The following is an 18,040-nucleotide window of genomic DNA, read 5'->3' on the forward strand; positions in this document are numbered from 1 at the left end:
TTTAGCCTGCACTTACATTAACTGTGTAAACGTTTATTCGTACCTGGCGTCATTAACTGATGCTGAACTAAAAAGTCATAACCCGCTTTTAAGCCTTGTTTGTAATCGGAAATCAATGCCGCTTTTGTGCTGCCAAGTACTTTGCTTTGAAGCGGTCTACTTGGAGTTACTTCTAATACATCAACGCCCGTTGGTGGATTTTGAATAAACGACTGAGCTTCAGCGTATGATGACTCATGAACGTCTAATATTTTATATACTTGAGGCGTCCTATTTCTAGAACAGAATATTGGTTTCGCTCTTTTTAATACTTCACCAATCGCCGTTTCAGCGGTTTTTGACGTTCTAATTACAACTGCTTTATTAGCGCCTAAATTCACAGCTTCTTTAATAGGAATAGGCGCACTCACTCCGCCATCAACTAATGCTTCTTGATTAAGTGTTACCCCTCGGCGATATAAAAACGGAATCGCACTAGATGCTTTTAATGCCGGGATCCAACCTATTTTGTTAGGATCTAACAATGCTGTTTCCATGCTAGTTGCTTTGGTTGAAGAAAAATAAAGTTTTCTGTTTTTGGCCTTAAGCGTCGCAGCTTTTGTATCTAACTGATAAGCAGAGGCTTCAACTTGGCTGAAATACCAATCTAAGTCCATCATGTGTTTGCCTTTGAAGGCACTCCACACATTAAAAAACTCATCACTATTGGTTAGATCAGAAATCGCACTGTAAGCATAACCAAACTGCTCACTCATAAAACTAGCAATGTTCTGTGCGCCCGCAGACGTGCCAACCAAAATTTCAAACGGGTTAAAATTAGATAATAACCAACTATCTAGTACGCCTGCCGTAAATACGCCACGCTGCCCACCACCTTCAGCAACCAGTGCCAAACCTTGCTGTGGTTCTGTTAAATTAGTTTTAGAATAGTCGGTACTGCCAATCATTTTTCGCCCCTTAATGTAGAGTCTCTATACTAAGGCATGGGGATGATTCTTAAAATTTCAAACTTTTGATGTTTATGATTCAAAAAACTGAACATTAATAGTTATATTAAGTTAGCCAGTTTCGTCATTCCCAATTCGTATTTCACCGCAAAAATAAAATCTTTAGTCGATTTATTAAAACCCATTTGGTAAAACTAAATGACTAAAATCAACAACTAGGCTTTTTATGCGCTTATCTGCTTTAAAAAACAAACTAATTTCAGATAAAACTTTAGTTAGTATCGCCCTTGTTACAGCCCTTTCCGCCTGCTCTTCAACAGGCGATAAGCTAGTTGATAACGTAGCTAATAGTGACATGGCTAATGTTGACGCTAGCCAACAACTGACAAGTAGCGACTATTCTAAAAAAAGTGGCGGCGTTGCTCCGATTCGTCAGCATGGCTTGATAATGCAATATGCCGACTTGCACTTTACGGTGCTGCCTGACACAAAATCTTTAGTGGTTAAATCAAAATTAAAGTTAACCAGCGCCAAACCAACAACAGCTGTCTCTGTGGATTTAGACCGCGTATTTCAAATTGATAGAGTCATGGTCAACGGGTCAGTATTGCCTGTTTCAAATTATTCAAACCCAAATGGCGAACTTCAACTAGACCTATTGTCAGAAGTGAGTGGTGAATTTGAGGTTCAAATAGACTATCAAGGTAAACCAAGAGAGGCCATCAGAGCGCCATGGGATGGAGGTTTTGATTGGAAAAAGACCAAATCTGGAGAGCACTGGATTGCAACCGCTGTTCAAGGTGAAGGGTGTGACTTATTCTGGCCTTGCATAGACCAACCTTACGGTGAAGTGCAAAACATGGACATTAAGATCACTGTGCCTGATAACTTAGTTGCGGCTTCAAACGGTGTGCTAATGAACGTTAGCTGTAATAACGGACAAAAAACCTTCCACTGGCAAACCTCGTCACTTCATAATACTTACGCAATTGCACTTAATATAGGTCCTTACGACGTTCTAGAGTCCACCTACAAAAGTGTTTTTGGTAATGATATTCCCGTTTCTTTTTATCATTTAAAAGAGAATACCGAGAAGTCGAAAGTGCTTTTTGAAGAAATTCCTCCTATGCTGGACTTTTTTGAAACCGTAATTGGCCCTTATCCATTTGGTAATGAAAAAATGGGCGTGGCTGAAACGCCTCACTTAGGCATGGAACACCAAACTATCAATGCCTATGGCAATAACTATCGAAAAGACGAGTTTGGTTACGACTGGTTGTTACACCACGAGTTTGCGCACGAATGGTTTGGTAACCAACTGACCAACAATAATTGGGATCACATGTGGCTTCACGAAGGATTTGGTTCTTACATGCAGCCTTTATACACCCAATATTTACATGGTGACATGGCTTATAAAGCGCACTTATTTAAGCAACGTATTGGGTTAATAAACAAGTTCCCAATTGTCTCCAATAAACCATTGGCCGTTGAAGAGGTTTATAACCGAAAGGTTGGCCCAGGAAATGACATTTATGCCAAAGGGTCTCTTATTTTACATTCGTTAAGAGAATTAATTGGCGACGAGGCGTTTTTTGATGCAACTCGTCAATTAGTGTATGGCACTACAAAACCGATACCAGGAAATTTTGCACCGAGATTTAGCGATACCAATGAATTTATTAGCATTGTAAACAACATCACGGGCAAAAACTTACAATGGTTTTTTGACGTTTATATTTATCAAGCAAAGCTTCCAGAGCTAACAATGGACCGAACCGAACAAAGTTTAACCTTACGTTGGGAAATTGAGAACAATCGCCCATTTCCTATACCGCTTGATGTGAGTATTAATGGTAAGGTGCGGACACTCATTTTAGATGAGCCAAAAACCATTGAGGTTGGCCGCAAGGACGTTGTTATTGTTGACCCACTATCTAAAGTTTTACGTCATCAAGAAAACATTGAACGTTATAAAGCTTATTTAAAAGCACAACGTGAAATGAAAATGGCTGAATTTAATAAAGAAATCAAAAAGGCGGAGAAGTAATGTTTTATCCTATGTTTGCCATGTTTATGTTAATTTTTGTAGTAGGTGTGGTGACAGCACGAGCCAGATTTAGCAACATTAAAAGCCGAGACGTGAGTCCTAAATACTTTTTGTTGATGCAAGGCGATAACGTGCCTGAATCTGTTTTAAAAACTGGTCGTTGCTTCAGTAATCAATTTGAGTTTCCAATGCTCTTTTTTGTGGTTTGTTTGGCTTATATGGTTTTAGGTTTTGAGACCTTAACAGGTTGTATTGCGGCATGGACTTTTGTCGTATTTCGTTTTATCCATGCCTTCATATTCTTAACAAGTAATAACCTGATTAAACGTATGCTAACGTTTTGGGCGGGTGTATTAGCGGTTATCGTTATGTGGATTGATCTATTTATCCTTGTCAGCGCTAACGGCGGGCTCAATAACTAGGTTTTCATCGGCATTTAAGTCAGGGTCTATTAAAGGCTCTGACTCTCCTTTTACACTCTCTTTATCAACCTCAGCACTATTATCTTTTTCATCAAATATATGAACCTGCAATAAGGCTTCTAATAAGTCTTCTAGAGTCACAATGCCTCTTACTTCGCCATATTCATCAATGATCAAACTCATATGAATGTGTTTGGTTAACATATTAGTAAACAGGCTTGGCAGGCTCATGCTTTCAGACACCACATACAATGGTTTGGTCAGCTTACCTATTTTATAGTTTGGCTTAACACGTACATTGGCAAGAATCGCATCGCTTTTAAATACATACCCAATAATATCGTCTGGGTCTTTATCAAAGACTAAAATACGAGAAAACTGATTTGAGCCATGTTGTTTACAAAAATCTTCAACGGACATTTCTTTTGAGATACGAAACAACTTGTTCCTTGGCGTTAAAATGTTGCGAATAGCCGTGTGTCTAAACTTCATTAAACCTTTAATAATTTCAGACTCTTGCTGATGCAAAACACCCACTTGAGAACCAAACATCGCCATGGCTTCAATCTCAGCTCGCACGTGTTTCCCGTCATCTTCTTTTTTGCTAAACAAGGTAGTTATTTGATCTGAAAGCCAAACAAAAGGAGCAAGTATTCGTACCATAAAGACTAAAATTAATGACACCGACGGTGCCAATGAACGCCAGTGGTTTGCCCCTAGTGTTTTAGGGATAATTTCAGATAATACTAAAACTAATAAAGTCATTACCGCCGATGCAATACCAATCGCTGCATCACCATAAATAGCGGCGGCTTGTGCACCAACACCTGCAGCACCAGCTGTATGCGCTACGGTATTTAATGTAAGAATGGCAGCCAAAGGCTGATCTACACGCGCTTTTAACTTATCAATTCGTTCTGCAACTGTGGCATTTTTTTCTGTTAATGCTTGAATATAGCTTGGCGTAATACTGAGTAATACGGCTTCCAAAACACTGCATATAAACGAAATCCCAATCGCCAAAACGCCATAAATTAACAATAAAGTCACTAACCTGTACTTCCCTTTTAAATAAAAATAAAATTTAAACAATAAAAAAGGCTACCTAAGCAGCCTCTTTACTAAAACCTTATGCCCTTCTTTATACGAGCATAGTTGAAACTTAGAGCATTTCTACTGTAATTGCAGTTGCTTCACCACCACCAATACATAGTGATGCTAAACCTTTTTTCAAGCCTTTGTTTTGTAAGGCGTGTAATAAAGTAACAATAATTCGCGCACCAGACGCTCCCAATGGGTGACCTAAAGCACACGCACCGCCATGTACATTCACTTTTTCAGCTGGAAGAGACATTTCTCTCATCGCCGCCATTGTGACCATTGCGAAAGCTTCATTAATTTCAAATAAATCAACGTCAGATGTACTCCAACCCGCCTTCTCTAGCGCACTTTCCATTGCACCAATTGGCGCAGTTGTGAACTTCTCAGGCTCAATAGAGTTTGTTGAATGACTCACCATTTTTGCCAATGGTTTTAAACCACGACGTTCTGCTTCAGATAGCTTCATCATAACTAAGGCCGCAGCACCGTCACTGATAGACGATGAATTAGCAGCAGTGATAGTGCCATCTTTTGCAAACGCAGGACGAAGTGTAGGAATTTTGTCAATTCGAGCAGCACCTGGCTGTTCATCAACAGAAACAGTAACGTCACCTTTGCGAGTTGAATAAGTCACTGGCGCAATTTCATTATCAAAACGACCGCTTGCAATCGCTTCTTGAGCTCTTGTTAGTGAACGGATAGCGTACTCATCTAAAGATTCACGAGTAAATTTAAATTCGTCGGCAGTATCTTGCGCAAAACAACCCATGGCTTTACCTTGATATGCATCTTCAAGGCCATCTAAAAACATATGGTCCATTGCTTTGCCATGACCCATTCGCATGCCACCGCGTGCATTTGGTAACATATAAGGCGCATTTGTCATGCTTTCTAAACCACCAACTACCGCAATATTAATTGAACCAGCTTGAATAAAGTCATTGGCCATCATGGCTGCTTTCATGCCAGAGCCACATACTTTGTTGATTGTAGTTGCACCTGCCGATAATTGTACGCCAGCTTTAATGGCTGCTTGACGCGCTGGTGCTTGACCTAAGCCCGCAGGTAACACACAACCCATAATGACTTCGTCTATATCAGTCCCTGTAATACCGGCACTTTCAATGGCTGATTTAATTGCTGTCGCGCCTAAGTCTGGAGCAGATACTGAAGACAAAGAACCTTGGAAACCACCTAACGGCGTACGTTTAGCGGATACGATTACTACTGGATCATGATTTGACATTTTAATACCTCTAAATATTTTTATGCGGGCATAGTACGACTTAACAAATCGTTTCACAAACTCCGCTTACGCGAATAAAAATTAGCAAATGGCAGAAAAAATTTACATTTTAGCGAAATACCATCATTTACGACGTCAGTAGGACACCTCGTTAGGTTTACGTTAACGTAAACTTACCCTAAACTGATCGTAGAAAAAAAACTCTAGGTAACATAATGACGGCTAACTCAACTCAACAAACGAACAATACAAGTATCACCTACACCATTGGTGAGCTTGCAAAAGAGTTTGATATTACAACTCGAAGTATTCGTTTTTATGAAGATGCCCAGCTGTTATCGCCAACACGAAATGGCCAAACACGGGTTTATAGCCCCAAAGACAGAACACGTTTAAAGCTGGTTTTAAGAGGCAAACGCCTTGGGTTTTCATTGCAGGAAACTAAAACCATTTTTGAGCTTTATGACAACGAAGATACCGAAGAGAAACAATTGCACATAATGTTGGAATTAATTGAAGACAAAAAGCAGAAATTAATCCAGCAACAACAAGACATTGCCGATGTTCTAAAAGATTTATCAGAATTAGAAAGCGGCTGTAAAGATTCATTAGCTAAACTGTAAGCGTTCATATAGCTAACTACTTTGGCAAAATAATAAAAATACTAAATTAAATATCAAATTCAACAGATAAAGAGACCTATTATGATCAGTTCATTTTCATCACTAAACTTCAACCTTGGCGAAACCGTAGACATGATCCGCGACACAGTAAACGCCTTTGCTCGCGACGAAATTGCGCCTCGCGCTGAACAAATAGATCACGACAACGAATTCCCAAGAGACTTATGGCGTAAATTTGGTGAGCTAGGCTTACTAGGCATGACAGTAGAAGAGCAATATGGCGGTTCGGACTTAGGTTACTTAGAACACGTTGTTGCAATGCAAGAAATTAGTCGTGCCTCTGCATCTGTTGGCCTTAGCTACGGCGCAATGTCTAACTTGTGCTTAAACCAATTAAGCAAAAACGGTTCACATGAACAAAAATTAAAATATCTTCCAAAACTTTGTTCTGGCGAGCACGTAGGTGCATTAGCTATGTCTGAGCCTAATGCCGGTTCTGATGTGGTAAGCATGAAACTTAAAGCTGAGAAAAAAGGCGATAAGTACATTCTTAACGGTAACAAAATGTGGATCACAAACGGTCCAGACGCTGATGTTTACGTTATTTACGCAAAAACAGACCTTAATGCCGGCTCTAAAGGTATTACCGCGTTTATTGTTGAGCGTGACTACCCTGGTTTCTCTCGTCACCAGAAGCTAGATAAATTAGGTATGCGTGGTTCAAACACTTGTGAATTAGTATTTGAAGACTGTGAAGTACCTGCAGAAAATATTTTAGGCCATGAAAACAAAGGCGTTCGCGTACTTATGTCTGGTTTAGATTATGAGCGCGTGGTTTTATCTGGTGGCCCACTAGGTATCATGGATGCATGTATGGACATCGTGGTTCCTTACATTCACGACCGCAAACAGTTTGGTCAATCTATTGGTGAATTCCAGCTAGTACAAGGCAAAGTTGCAGACATGTATACCGGCATGCAAGCGGCTAAGTCTTATGTATACGCAGTGGCTCAAGCCTGTGACCGTGGTGAAACAACTCGTAAAGATGCAGCAGCGGTTATTTTATACTCTGCTGAATTAGCCACCAAAATGGCACTTGATGCGATTCAACTATTAGGTGGTAACGGTTACATCAACGAATTCCCAACAGGACGTTTATTACGTGATGCTAAGCTGTATGAAATTGGTGCTGGCACGTCAGAAATTCGCCGTATGCTTATTGGCCGCGAATTATTCAACGAATCTAACTAAGTTTAATTTTTGAAAATGACAAAGACTAAGAGGTTATGTGTTTTAAACAGACCTCTTTGTTTTATTCCAGTTAACCTGAATACGAAGATAAAATTATGGCTAAGATCACAAGTAAGGTAAATCCTCGCTCGCAAGAATTTTTGGATAAGCAAAATGCCATGCAGGCTGTTGTTGATGATGTTCAACAAAACGTAAATAAAATTAAATTAGGTGGTGGTGAGAAGTCTAAAGCTCGCCATGAATCACGCGGCAAACTTTTTGTTCGTGACCGCATTGAAAAGCTAATCGACCCAGGCTCTGCCTTTTTAGAAGTCGGTCAGTTTGCTGGTTTTGATGTGTACGATGACTACACACCATGTGCTGGCGTTGTTGCGGGTGTTGGCCGAGTATCTGGCGTTGAATGCATGATCATTGGTAACGACGCCACTGTTAAAGGCGGTACTTACTATCCGCTTACCGTTAAAAAACATTTACGCGCTCAAGAAATAGCAGAGCGTTGTCACCTACCCTGTATTTACTTAGTTGATTCAGGTGGCGCTAACCTTCCTCAGCAAGACGATGTATTCCCGGACAAAAATCACTTTGGTCGTATTTTCTTTAATCAAGCTAATATGTCAGCCAAAGGCATTCCACAAATAGCTGTGGTTATGGGCCTTTGTACCGCAGGTGGTGCATATGTACCGGCTATGGCTGATGAAAGTATTATCGTAAAAGAACAAGGCACTATTTTCTTAGCGGGTCCTCCACTTGTTAAAGCGGCAACGGGCGAAGAAGTGTCTGCTGAAGAGCTGGGCGGCGCAGACGTACATTGTAAAATTTCGGGTGTGGCAGATCATTACGCACAAAATGACGAGCACGCGTTGCAAATTGCTCGAAGCTGTATTGCCAGAACCAACCGCAATAAAAACCTTCAAGTCCTTAATACAAAACCTTCAGAAGAGCCACTTTACGATGCCAAAGAGCTTTATGGCATTGTAGGTACCGACTTGAAAAAACCATTTGATGTTAAAGAAGTTATCGCTCGTATCGTTGACGGCTCTGACTTTGATGAATTTAAACAGCATTACGGCGCAACGTTAGTATGTGGTTTTGCCCGTATTTTTGGTAACCCGGTTGGTATTGTTGCGAACAACGGCATCCTATTTTCTGAATCTGCTGAAAAAGGCGCTCACTTTATTGAATTGTGTTCACAGCGCAAAATACCTTTATTGTTCTTACAAAACATTACTGGCTTTATGGTTGGTAAAAAATATGAACATCAAGGTATCGCCAAACACGGTGCAAAAATGGTTATGGCGGTGTCTTGTGCAAAAGTGCCTAAATTCACCGTATTGATTGGTGGCTCTTATGGTGCCGGTAACTACGGCATGTGTGGTCGCGCTTATGACCCAACGATGATGTGGATGTGGCCAAATTCTCGTATTTCAGTTATGGGTGGCGAACAAGCTGCAGGCGTAATGGCACAAGTAACCAAAGACGGTATGGCTCGTCGTGGTGAATCTTGGACTGACGAGCAGGAAGCGGAATTTAAAAAGCCAATTGCAGATCAGTACGAAAAACAAGGTCATCCTTATTATGCATCTGGCCGATTATGGGACGATGGCATTATTGACCCTGCACAAACTCGTATGACCGTTGGTTTAGCTTTATCAGCGTCATTAAATGCACCAATTGAGGACACTAAATTTGGTGTCTTCAGAATGTAATTGGAGCCTAATTATGAGTTCAAATAAAGTAGACAACGCAGCTTTAAATACAGAACAGTCTGGATCTGCAGTGCTTGTTCATATGGATGAGCGCGGCGTAGCAACCGTGACGTTAAATCGACCGGCAAAACATAATGCCTTTGACGATGCAATTATCTGTGATTTAACCGCTGCCTTTCAAGCCATTCAGCAAAACCCAGAAGCAAGAGTATTAGTGCTTGCTTCTAACGGTAAAAGCTTTAGTGCCGGCGCAGACTTATCATGGATGAAACGCATGGCGGGTTATTCATATGAAGAAAACCTGCAGGACGCAAAAGCCTTAGCTGAAATGTTACGTGTGCTTAATTTTATGTCCATTCCAACCATTGCAAAAGTGCAAGGTGCCGCCTTTGGTGGAGCAGTTGGTTTAGTGGCCTGTTGTGACATGGCCGTTGCGTCCGACCGAGCTAGCTTTTGTTTAAGTGAAGTCAAACTAGGATTGATTCCAGCAACCATTAGTCCGTATGTGGTTGATGCTATTGGTGCTCGCGCGTCACGTCGATATTTTCAAACGGCGGAACGTTTTTCGGCAGAAGCAGCAAAACAACTTAATTTAGTGAGTGAAGTTACCTCATTAGAGCAATTAGACGACCAAGTAGAAGCTATGATTGGCACGTTATTAGCCAATGGTCCTGTAGCAATGAAAGCCGCAAAACAGTTAGTTTTTGATGTGCAAAACTTTGATGCGTCTACCAAAGGACTAGAGCAAGGCTCAGCGTTGATTAACGATACCAGCGAGCGTATTGCCGCTATAAGAGTATCGGAAGAAGGCCAAGAAGGCTTAACCGCTTTCTTTGATAAACGCAGTGCCAACTGGACACAATCGACTCCGTCAGATAAGGGTTAATGGAATTTCTTATGTTTAATAAAATTTTAATAGCAAACCGAGGCGAAATCGCCTGTCGTGTTATCGAAACGGCCCATAAAATGGGTATTCGTTGTGTGGCTGTTTACTCTGAAGCTGACGCGGATTCTCGTCATGTCAGTATGGCAGACGAAGCGTTCTTAATTGGTCCAGCACCGAGCAAGGACTCATACTTAAAATACGAAACCATTATTGACGTTGCCAAAAAAGCGGGCGCACAAGCTATTCACCCTGGTTATGGATTTTTGTCTGAAAACTCATTATTTGCCCAAGCCTGTGCAGACAATGATATTGTTTTTATTGGACCTCCAATTGGTGCCATCGAAGCCATGGGATCAAAAAGTGCCGCTAAGATCATCATGGAAAAAGCCAATGTACCATTAGTACCTGGTTACCATGGCGACAATCAAGACCCAGCATTCCTAAAAGCTGAATCTGCAAAAATTGGCTACCCGCAATTATTAAAAGCAGCTTACGGCGGCGGTGGTAAAGGGATGCGCATTGTTGAAAATGAAAAAGAATTTGACGATGCCCTCGCCTCAGCTAAACGTGAAGCCATTAATGGTTTTGGCAACGACAAAATGCTTATTGAGCGTTATTTAACAAAACCTCGCCACGTTGAAATACAAGTATTCTGTGACCAACATGGCAATGGTGTTTATTTGGCAGAGCGCGACTGCTCTGTGCAACGTCGTCACCAAAAAGTGATTGAAGAAGCGCCAGCACCTGGTTTACCAACAGAAATACGCATCGCCATGGGTGAAGCTGCTGTTAGAGCCGCGCAAGCAATTGATTACGAAGGGGCCGGTACGGTTGAGTTTCTATATGACGTAGACGGGTCTTTCTACTTCATGGAAATGAATACACGTCTGCAAGTTGAACACCCTGTAACTGAAATGATCACAGGTCAAGATTTAGTTCAGTGGCAATTACAAATTGCTTCAGGCGAATCACTGCCGATATCGCAACAAGACGTAGCGGTTAATGGACACGCTTTTGAAGTACGTATTTATGCTGAAGATCCAGACAACGACTTTTTACCGGCCACGGGTCACCTTCATTATTTGCGTCAGCCTGAGCAAAATCGTCACGTGCGAGTTGATACGGGCGTTCGTGAGAACGACGAAGTGTCGACCTTTTACGACCCAATGATCGCTAAGCTAATTGTGTGGGATGAAAATCGTGAACGTGCCTTACAACGAATGTTGCGCGCTTTAGATGACTATCGTATTGCCGGTGTTACCACCAACTTAGCGTTTTTAGCCAGCCTACTTGAGCATAAGTCATTTCAAGCTGCAGACTTAGACACCAACTTTATTACTAAACACAACGATGACTTGTTTGTTTCTAAAACAAAAAACCAAGAACAGTCCTTAGCGTTAGTAGCCTTGTATCAATTGTTAAAACAAGCCAACGATAATGCGACTCTTGCTGAGACATCGAGTGATCCATTCTCTCCTTGGCATGGATTTACCGGTTGGAAAGTCAACGAAGCCCAGCAATTTACCGTGAAGTTAACCGATGAATCTGGTGAAGCGCATGTGATATCAGCGGAACAAGTTGATAATGCTTATACGATGGCGATAGCTGGTAATGATAGCGTTACCGATAGTAAATTGGTTGTCACTGGTACACTAACCAATGATGAATTAGTGGCCTCTATTGATGGTCATCAAATTAACGTCACCATTGCTGACTTTGACAATAAACTAACGGTATTTAACAACAAAGATATAACAACGTTCACTAAAGACGTTCCTGTTGACTATGCCAATGCCGAGCTAGAACAAGGTGGCGGTTTAACGGCCCCAATGAACGGCACATTAGTTGACGTTATGGTGAGTGCGGGTGACAAGGTTGCTGCAGAACAAAACCTGATCATCATGGAAGCCATGAAAATGGAGTACACAATCAAAGCGCCAAAAAACGGTGTGGTGAAAGAAGTGTTTTTTGCGCCGGGTGATTTAGTAGCAGACGGCGCAGAGCTTATTGCAATTGAATACGAAGAGGAATAGTTATGACCATAGTGATGAGTAATAGTTTTCCTGAGTCAGTAAAAATTGTAGAAGTTGGCCCTCGAGATGGTTTGCAAAACGAAGTGCCAGTGAGCATCGAAGATAAAGTCACATTAATTAATGACTTATCTGGAACTGGTCTAAGTGTTATTGAAGCAGGTTCATTTGTGTCACCTAAATGGGTGCCGCAAATGGCGGGCTCTGCAGAAATATATAGCATGATCAATCAAGTTGATGGAATCAACTACCCTGCTCTCACACCTAACATGAAAGGTTATGAGGCTGCAGTAGCCGCAGGCGTTAAAGAAGTGGCTATTTTTGGTGCGGCAAGCGAAGCGTTTAGTCAAAAGAATATCAACTGTTCAATTGAAGAGAGCTTAGCCCGTTTTCAACCAATAATGGAACGCGCTGAACAAGATGGTATTCGCGTTCGTGGTTACGTTTCCTGTGTGCTTGGCTGTCCTTATGAAGGTGAAGTGGACGTAGCAAAAGTAGTAGAGGTTGCTCGTACACTTTATGAAATGGGTTGTTATGAAATTTCACTAGGCGATACCATTGGTGTAGGTACCCCAGAGAAAGCAAAAGCAATGCTAGCAGCTGTAGCTCAAGCGGTTCCAATGGAATGCCTTGCTGTTCATTTTCATGATACTTACGGACAAGCATTAGCAAACATATACGCGTGTTTAGAGTTAGGCGTTAGCGTCATAGACTCTGCCGTGGCAGGATTGGGCGGTTGTCCTTATGCTAAAGGTGCATCCGGCAACGTAGCGTCTGAAGACGTGGTATACATGCTTAATGGTCTCAACATAAAACACGGTGTAGACCTTCAGAAGCTTGCGGAAACTGGCGCTAAGATTTGCACAGCGCTCGGTAAAAGCGGCAACTCTAAGGTTGCGACAGCTCTGTTAACCAAGTAATAAGTGCTACGAGATTTAGTTTAGTTAATTGGTTTAATTAATTATTTGGTTTAGTTAGCTGGTTTAGTTAGTTAAGAAAAGCGGGCGCCAAGTCCGCTTTTTCATTTTTAGCTGTTTATTCATCTTTTATGATCTTACTTTCAACATAACCAGCTATTAATTCGCCATAAAAGCGTTATTATTTATCACCTAATAAATAAAACTAAAGAAGCGTACCACAAATGATTTTCACCACTGAGCGGCTAGTAGTGCGCGAATTAACTATTCAGGACGCTCCTTTTATATTCAATCTTTTAAATACCGAAGGTTTTAAGAAAAACATTGGTGATAGAGGTATTGATACCCTCGAAAAAGCTAAACTTGAGATCGACACCCGATACACAACTAGTTACCCCAACTTTGGCTTTTTTGTTGTGGAAGATGCAGTTACTGGCCAAGCCTATGGTGGCGTTACGTTAATAGACAGAGACTCTCTAGAATATCCAGATTTGGGATATGCCTTTCTACCGGAATTTAACGGACAAGGTTTTGCATTTGAAGCCAGCCTGGGCCTAGCAAAATGGGCAAATGAAAAAGGGTTTAGCACCTTGTGTGCAATCGTCCAATCAGACAATGTGCCATCAATATCATTGCTTAAAAAGCTAGGCTTTACTTTTAGCGGTACTAAAAAAATGGAAAACCCAGAAGAGATCCTCGATTATTACCTTCGAATAGCGGACTAAAAAAGAATGCAGTCAGATATTTCAATTCAACGTCTAAAGCAGTTCCCCCCGTTAATGTGGATTCTTTTGTTTGGCTCATTCATTACACGCGGTAGTTTTTATATGGTGTGGCCATTTTTGGCAGTGATCCTATACGAGCGCTTTGGTTTATCCGCTACTGAAGTAGGATTAATATTATCTTCGGCTGCTTTTGTTTCCGTTGGCGTTAGTTTTATTGGCAGTGCCCTTTCAGATAAGTTTGGCCGACATTTAATGATGTATGGAACCGGGCTTTTATACATTGTCTCCTTTGCTTTACTCGCTGAAGCTGATTCCGTTGTTAGTTTTATCGTGGTAATTACACTCTGCTCAGTGGCATCTTCACTTTGGCGCCCTCTTACCTCTGCGTTAATTGGAGACATAATTGAAAACAGCCAGACTAGAGAATTGGCTATGCAATCGCTCTATTTTATAGTGAACGTAGGTTGTGCCATTGGCCCTATTGCTGGCGTTTGGTTGGGTTTAACTGGCGAACAGTCGAGTTTTTACATCACCACCTACGCATTTGCAATCTTGCTCATTTTACTATTTTGGGGTTTTGGAAACCAAAAAAAGAAAGAGCTATCTCGCGATGTGAATATAGAAGTGAATAGCGAGTTTACAACGCCAACAATCACTCCCCTTTCTCAGAATATTGATGGGGGCTATGCTCAGGAACAGGAACAGAAAAAAGAGCAAGAAAAGTTTCCTAGTTCGGGAGAGGATTTGGAAAAGCCAACATTTAAGCAAACGTTAAATGTACTTAAAAACGATAAATTATTTCAATGTCTTATATTTGCTAATGTCATTTGCATGTTCATCTACGGACAAATGGATAGTTCTTTAGTGCAGTATCTCACTCGTGCTGAAGTACCTAATTTGCTCGAGCTTATATCTTCCATTATTTTTACCAACGCTATCATTATTATTAGCTTTCAGTTCATCTTACTAAGGTTGATGCGTCGCCAAAGTTTAATCACAAGAGTTAAGATAGGGCTATTGTTACTCTCCGCTTCGCAGTTTTGGATCGCGGTCAATCCATTGACTTTATTTTGGGGCTTCATAGGCGCAACAATTGTCATGAGTTTGGCTGAAGCTATTCTGTTTCCAACAATGAACGTGCATATTGACCGAATTGCTCCTGCCCACCTGAGAGGTGCTTACTTTGGAGCCGCTTCCATTTATGAGTTTGGATTTGCATTAGCGCCATTAGGCGGCGGTTTGATACTAGATTACCTTAACGGATTCTGGTTATTTACTTTTGCTGGAGCTCTAACATTTATCGTTATTTATCTTTATCATATCTTAGAAAAATTACCTCGCGGTTTCACCCCAAGAGCATAAGGGACCTAAAAACAAAGCGAGAACGCACTTGTTAACAATAACAACCAAGCGTATTTTTAAAGCATTGAATTAAAGAGATTTTCCAGACACCCAAAAATAAAACCGAGACTCTCATTCGCATGTATAACTTCCCTTAGGGTCGGTTTGAATTTTAAACAACTGGCTAGCTTCGATGCCAAAACTATTGTAGAGTCTTGATATTAGTAAATTAAAAAAAAGTACAGTGTTTACCGACCTCCCAATCCCCTCGGACTTATACGGAGTTACCGATAATACGCTGTTATAACGACGGTAGGAATGAAGCTCAACAGCCAATTGTTAAACTGGACTCAGTTCGGCAAAATACTGGACTTGAGGTACGTTGTTTTACGAAATATTTCATGGTATTTCTAAGCGCAGTGAATACTGATTAGAAGCTAGCTTCGATAAGGTATTCGCCTCGATTAGAAATAGTAGGTAAAAGGAACTCTCAGTGTCATTTTTATTCTGAGCTGACAAGTGCATTAAATGCCGGTATTCCTGACAGACCGAAGTGTACCGTCGAAATAACAAGCGCATAAAGCTGACTCACCTTGTGTGCCAGATTTTTGCATAAGAGAAACGGCGCAAAAATGCGTCCCACATTGCTCGCTGCTTATACGGGCGTTAGGCTTACAAGGAAAGTATGTGCATAAATTCAGGTTTGTAGCTTTATTTATATTAATGATCGTTGGGTGTGAGGATAAATTACCTGAGATTAGTACCTGTTATGGATCGATTACAGAAGGAACTATTTGGGTTTCAATATCAGCTGATAACAGGGTTAGTATTGGAGACTCTATATTCTCGGAACAACTTTTAAATAAAAAATATAATGCTGTTAAACAAACGTGTGAATCTGTTGTTGTAATCGTTCAAGCAGAGCAATTGGCTAAGCATAAAATAGTTTACGATACTGTAAAACTTATAGAATCGCTCAATTTTAAGGTGTCACATTAAGCCTAACAAGTGCCTTAAGGCTCGCAAGCTCGCTCGGACAATTAACAATGGGCTATTGTCGCTGCGCTCAATATTTTAGCCCATTGCTAATTCGCCGCTTAGGCGAGCGTTATAACGACGGTAGGAATGAAGCTCAACAGCCAATTGTTAAACTGGACGTAGTTCGGCAAAATAATGGACCTGAGGTACGTTGTTTTAAGAAATATTTCATGGTATTTCTAAGCGTAGTGAATACTGATTAGAAGCTAGCTTCGATAAGGTATTCGCCTCGATTAGAAATAGTAGGTAAAAGGAACACTCAGTGTCATTTTATTCTGAGCTGACGAGTGTATTAAATGCCGGTATTCCTGACAGACCGAAGTGTACCGTCGAAATAACAAGCGCATAAAGCTGACTCACCTTGTGTGCCAGATTTTTGCATAAGAGAAACGGCGCAAAAATGCGTCCCACATTGCTCGCTGCTTATACGGGCGTTAACTTCACGTAAAATTCTGCAATATAATTAATCTTTCGGAATATAAGAGTTTCACGGATTTAAACGTCCCCTTTTCTCTTTATTCTGAATTTTTGAGTCTGCTTTCAAAAACTATTGGCCAGTATCACAAGACGCCAAGCCTAGCCGCTTGGCTATTGAAAGTTCAAATCAATAAAAACGTTCAGCAAGGTTTAAATTAGTTTCAACTTCTGTTGCTTAAAGTTGCTAAGGATTTTGGAGCTTTTTTCTTTTGGTACTTACTACCGCCGCGCTCATGGCTTGGCTTCTCAACTATTCGAGTAGTAGGCCTTAGTTTTTCTGAATAAATAGACGTTTGATTTAGAAAGGAAATTAGGTAAAGTAATTTTCTGAATGTTCAACGTTGGCTAGTGATAGTTAACAAGTGGTTCAAGAGGGTCTCGTAAAAGCTTGCTCGAGCCTTCGGCAAACAGTTTAGCAAGCTAAAACTCGCCTCTTAACCAGGCGTTATATGCCCGTAATCAGGAAATCGAGTGCAGCGATAATTTCATTTCGAAATGTGCTTAGATCGTTTACTTCATCTTTTAATATCTTCACTGGTACGCTCGTCATTTGTTGAGTCAAAATAACAAAATCACCTTGCTCTATATGAATAATTGGACACAAGTAACTCGGCGCTTTCGATTCAATTAGCTCTAATGGAGTTAATGGTATAACCATTCTGGAATCCAAGCTGCTTAACAAATCTGACTGTACGTTAACAAAATATGGGTACGCTTTTGATGAAGAGCTGTCTTGGTTCTTATATAGAAAAAATTGAGACATCAAAACTTCCTGTAAGCGTCGGAGAATAGGCCAAAACTTTCAGTTAACTTATTACATGCATTAACTGCATCGCTATTTTTCTCTAACCACTCTTCACTTAACCTTTCGCTTACTTCTTGTTTTAATGCCTTTTCCATCGTTGCTGATAGGTTGATATTTAATCGCTTGGCTTCAGCTAGTAAATCACTGCTTAAGCTCAGGTTAGTGGCTTTTTTGGATGGCTTATTAAAGCTTTCATTTCTCATGTTGCACCTCATGCGCATAGTTATTGCGCATTAATACTATTGCAACAACGGGAAAATAACAAGTCAATAAAGTAGGACAAAAACCAATTGGTTTACAACGCAAACACCGCTAAAGTATAACCAATTAATTTTTAACCTCTTATTGAGGCGTTAACTTCACATAAAATTCTGCAATATAATTAATCTGTCGCAATATATTGGTGTCATTAAATCAAAGTCCCCTTTTCTCTTTATTCTGAGTTCATGCGTCTGCTTTCAAAAACTATTGGCCA

15 protein-coding genes are annotated in these 18,040 nt (G+C 40.7%); 10 read left to right on the forward strand and 5 right to left on the reverse strand.

What is annotated here, in order from left to right; all coding sequences use genetic code 11:
- Nucleotides 1-17 precede the first annotated feature (17 nt).
- The gene (locus ABD009_RS02470; RefSeq protein WP_343822417.1) at nucleotides 18-947 is read right to left on the reverse strand and encodes a patatin-like phospholipase family protein; all 930 of its coding nucleotides are present in this window, start codon (nucleotides 945-947) and stop codon (nucleotides 18-20) included.
- 226 nt (nucleotides 948-1,173) lie between these two features.
- On the opposite strand from ABD009_RS02470, the gene ABD009_RS02475 reads away from it, so the two are divergent.
- Together ABD009_RS02475 and ABD009_RS02480 are read left to right on the forward strand one after the other, a co-directional pair.
- A complete protein-coding gene (locus tag ABD009_RS02475) occupies nucleotides 1,174-2,997 on the forward strand; it encodes a M1 family metallopeptidase (RefSeq protein ID WP_343822418.1) in 1,824 nt (607 codons plus the stop codon).
- Nucleotides 2,997-3,419 (forward strand): MAPEG family protein, encoded by a 423-nt coding sequence (locus ABD009_RS02480; RefSeq protein WP_155695195.1) that lies wholly within the window; start codon nucleotides 2,997-2,999, stop codon nucleotides 3,417-3,419. Before ABD009_RS02475 ends, ABD009_RS02480 begins: the two co-directional genes overlap by 1 nt.
- Here ABD009_RS02480 and ABD009_RS02485 read toward each other — a convergent pair.
- Nucleotides 3,378-4,469 (reverse strand): CNNM domain-containing protein, encoded by a 1,092-nt coding sequence (locus ABD009_RS02485; RefSeq protein ID WP_343822419.1) that lies wholly within the window; start codon nucleotides 4,467-4,469, stop codon nucleotides 3,378-3,380. The genes ABD009_RS02480 and ABD009_RS02485 overlap by 42 nt on opposite strands.
- Nucleotides 4,470-4,581: 112 nt before the next feature.
- Entirely contained in the window at nucleotides 4,582-5,766 is a 1,185-nt protein-coding gene (locus ABD009_RS02490; protein WP_343822420.1) for an acetyl-CoA C-acyltransferase, read from the reverse strand.
- A gap of 215 nt (nucleotides 5,767-5,981) precedes the next feature.
- On the opposite strand from ABD009_RS02490, the gene ABD009_RS02495 reads away from it, so the two are divergent.
- From ABD009_RS02495 to ABD009_RS02530, 8 genes are all read left to right on the forward strand, one after another.
- Nucleotides 5,982-6,389: a MerR family transcriptional regulator gene (locus tag ABD009_RS02495; protein WP_343822421.1), complete on the forward strand. Its 408-nt coding sequence runs from the start codon at nucleotides 5,982-5,984 to the stop codon at nucleotides 6,387-6,389.
- 81 nt (nucleotides 6,390-6,470) lie between these two features.
- On the forward strand, nucleotides 6,471-7,640 hold the full coding sequence (locus tag ABD009_RS02500) for an isovaleryl-CoA dehydrogenase (protein ID WP_155695198.1): 1,170 nt from the start codon (nucleotides 6,471-6,473) through the stop codon (nucleotides 7,638-7,640).
- A 95-nt stretch (nucleotides 7,641-7,735) separates the two neighbouring features.
- Complete coding sequence (locus ABD009_RS02505; protein ID WP_343822422.1) at nucleotides 7,736-9,346, forward strand: carboxyl transferase domain-containing protein; 1,611 nt, start codon at nucleotides 7,736-7,738, stop codon at nucleotides 9,344-9,346.
- Between the two features lie 13 nt (nucleotides 9,347-9,359).
- On the forward strand, nucleotides 9,360-10,232 hold the full coding sequence (locus ABD009_RS02510) for an enoyl-CoA hydratase/isomerase family protein (RefSeq protein WP_343822423.1): 873 nt from the start codon (nucleotides 9,360-9,362) through the stop codon (nucleotides 10,230-10,232).
- Nucleotides 10,233-10,243: 11 nt separating this feature from the next.
- The gene (locus ABD009_RS02515; RefSeq protein ID WP_343822424.1) at nucleotides 10,244-12,265 is read left to right on the forward strand and encodes an acetyl/propionyl/methylcrotonyl-CoA carboxylase subunit alpha; all 2,022 of its coding nucleotides are present in this window, start codon (nucleotides 10,244-10,246) and stop codon (nucleotides 12,263-12,265) included.
- Between the two features lie 2 nt (nucleotides 12,266-12,267).
- Nucleotides 12,268-13,182, forward strand: coding sequence for a hydroxymethylglutaryl-CoA lyase (locus ABD009_RS02520; RefSeq protein ID WP_343822425.1), 915 nt, complete (start codon nucleotides 12,268-12,270; stop codon nucleotides 13,180-13,182).
- A 248-nt stretch (nucleotides 13,183-13,430) separates the two neighbouring features.
- Nucleotides 13,431-13,904 carry a GNAT family N-acetyltransferase gene (locus tag ABD009_RS02525; protein WP_343822426.1) on the forward strand — a complete coding sequence of 158 codons (474 nt, stop codon included), beginning with the start codon at nucleotides 13,431-13,433 and terminating at the stop codon, nucleotides 13,902-13,904.
- Between the two features lie 6 nt (nucleotides 13,905-13,910).
- Entirely contained in the window at nucleotides 13,911-15,266 is a 1,356-nt protein-coding gene (locus tag ABD009_RS02530; protein ID WP_343822427.1) for an MFS transporter, read from the forward strand.
- A gap of 1,939 nt (nucleotides 15,267-17,205) precedes the next feature.
- On the opposite strand, the gene ABD009_RS02535 is transcribed toward ABD009_RS02530, so the two are convergent.
- Complete coding sequence (locus ABD009_RS02535; protein ID WP_155695220.1) at nucleotides 17,206-17,523, reverse strand: CcdB family protein; 318 nt, start codon at nucleotides 17,521-17,523, stop codon at nucleotides 17,206-17,208.
- Complete coding sequence (locus ABD009_RS02540) at nucleotides 17,523-17,768, reverse strand: type II toxin-antitoxin system CcdA family antitoxin (protein ID WP_155695221.1); 246 nt, start codon at nucleotides 17,766-17,768, stop codon at nucleotides 17,523-17,525. The genes ABD009_RS02535 and ABD009_RS02540 overlap by 1 nt, the downstream gene beginning before the upstream one ends.
- Nucleotides 17,769-18,040 lie beyond the last annotated feature (272 nt).

Origin of the sequence: Psychrosphaera haliotis, assembly GCF_039523615.1 — a bacterium.
Classification (GTDB): domain Bacteria; phylum Pseudomonadota; class Gammaproteobacteria; order Enterobacterales; family Alteromonadaceae; genus Psychrosphaera; species Psychrosphaera haliotis.

Excerpts from the sequence above, each read along its gene's own strand:
- ABD009_RS02470 (WP_343822417.1), bottom strand. The coding sequence starts at position 947 with ATGATTGGCAGTACCGACTATTCTAAAACTAATTTAACAGAACCACAG.
- ABD009_RS02475 (WP_343822418.1), top strand. The coding sequence starts at position 1,174 with ATGCGCTTATCTGCTTTAAAAAACAAACTAATTTCAGATAAAACTTTA.
- ABD009_RS02480 (WP_155695195.1), top strand. The coding sequence starts at position 2,997 with ATGTTTTATCCTATGTTTGCCATGTTTATGTTAATTTTTGTAGTAGGT.
- ABD009_RS02490 (WP_343822420.1), bottom strand. The coding sequence starts at position 5,766 with ATGTCAAATCATGATCCAGTAGTAATCGTATCCGCTAAACGTACGCCG.
- ABD009_RS02495 (WP_343822421.1), top strand. The coding sequence starts at position 5,982 with ATGACGGCTAACTCAACTCAACAAACGAACAATACAAGTATCACCTAC.
- ABD009_RS02500 (WP_155695198.1), top strand. The coding sequence starts at position 6,471 with ATGATCAGTTCATTTTCATCACTAAACTTCAACCTTGGCGAAACCGTA.
- ABD009_RS02505 (WP_343822422.1), top strand. The coding sequence starts at position 7,736 with ATGGCTAAGATCACAAGTAAGGTAAATCCTCGCTCGCAAGAATTTTTG.
- ABD009_RS02510 (WP_343822423.1), top strand. The coding sequence starts at position 9,360 with ATGAGTTCAAATAAAGTAGACAACGCAGCTTTAAATACAGAACAGTCT.
- ABD009_RS02515 (WP_343822424.1), top strand. The coding sequence starts at position 10,244 with ATGTTTAATAAAATTTTAATAGCAAACCGAGGCGAAATCGCCTGTCGT.
- ABD009_RS02520 (WP_343822425.1), top strand. The coding sequence starts at position 12,268 with ATGACCATAGTGATGAGTAATAGTTTTCCTGAGTCAGTAAAAATTGTA.
- ABD009_RS02530 (WP_343822427.1), top strand. The coding sequence starts at position 13,911 with ATGCAGTCAGATATTTCAATTCAACGTCTAAAGCAGTTCCCCCCGTTA.
- ABD009_RS02535 (WP_155695220.1), bottom strand. The coding sequence starts at position 17,523 with ATGTCTCAATTTTTTCTATATAAGAACCAAGACAGCTCTTCATCAAAA.
- ABD009_RS02540 (WP_155695221.1), bottom strand. The coding sequence starts at position 17,768 with ATGAGAAATGAAAGCTTTAATAAGCCATCCAAAAAAGCCACTAACCTG.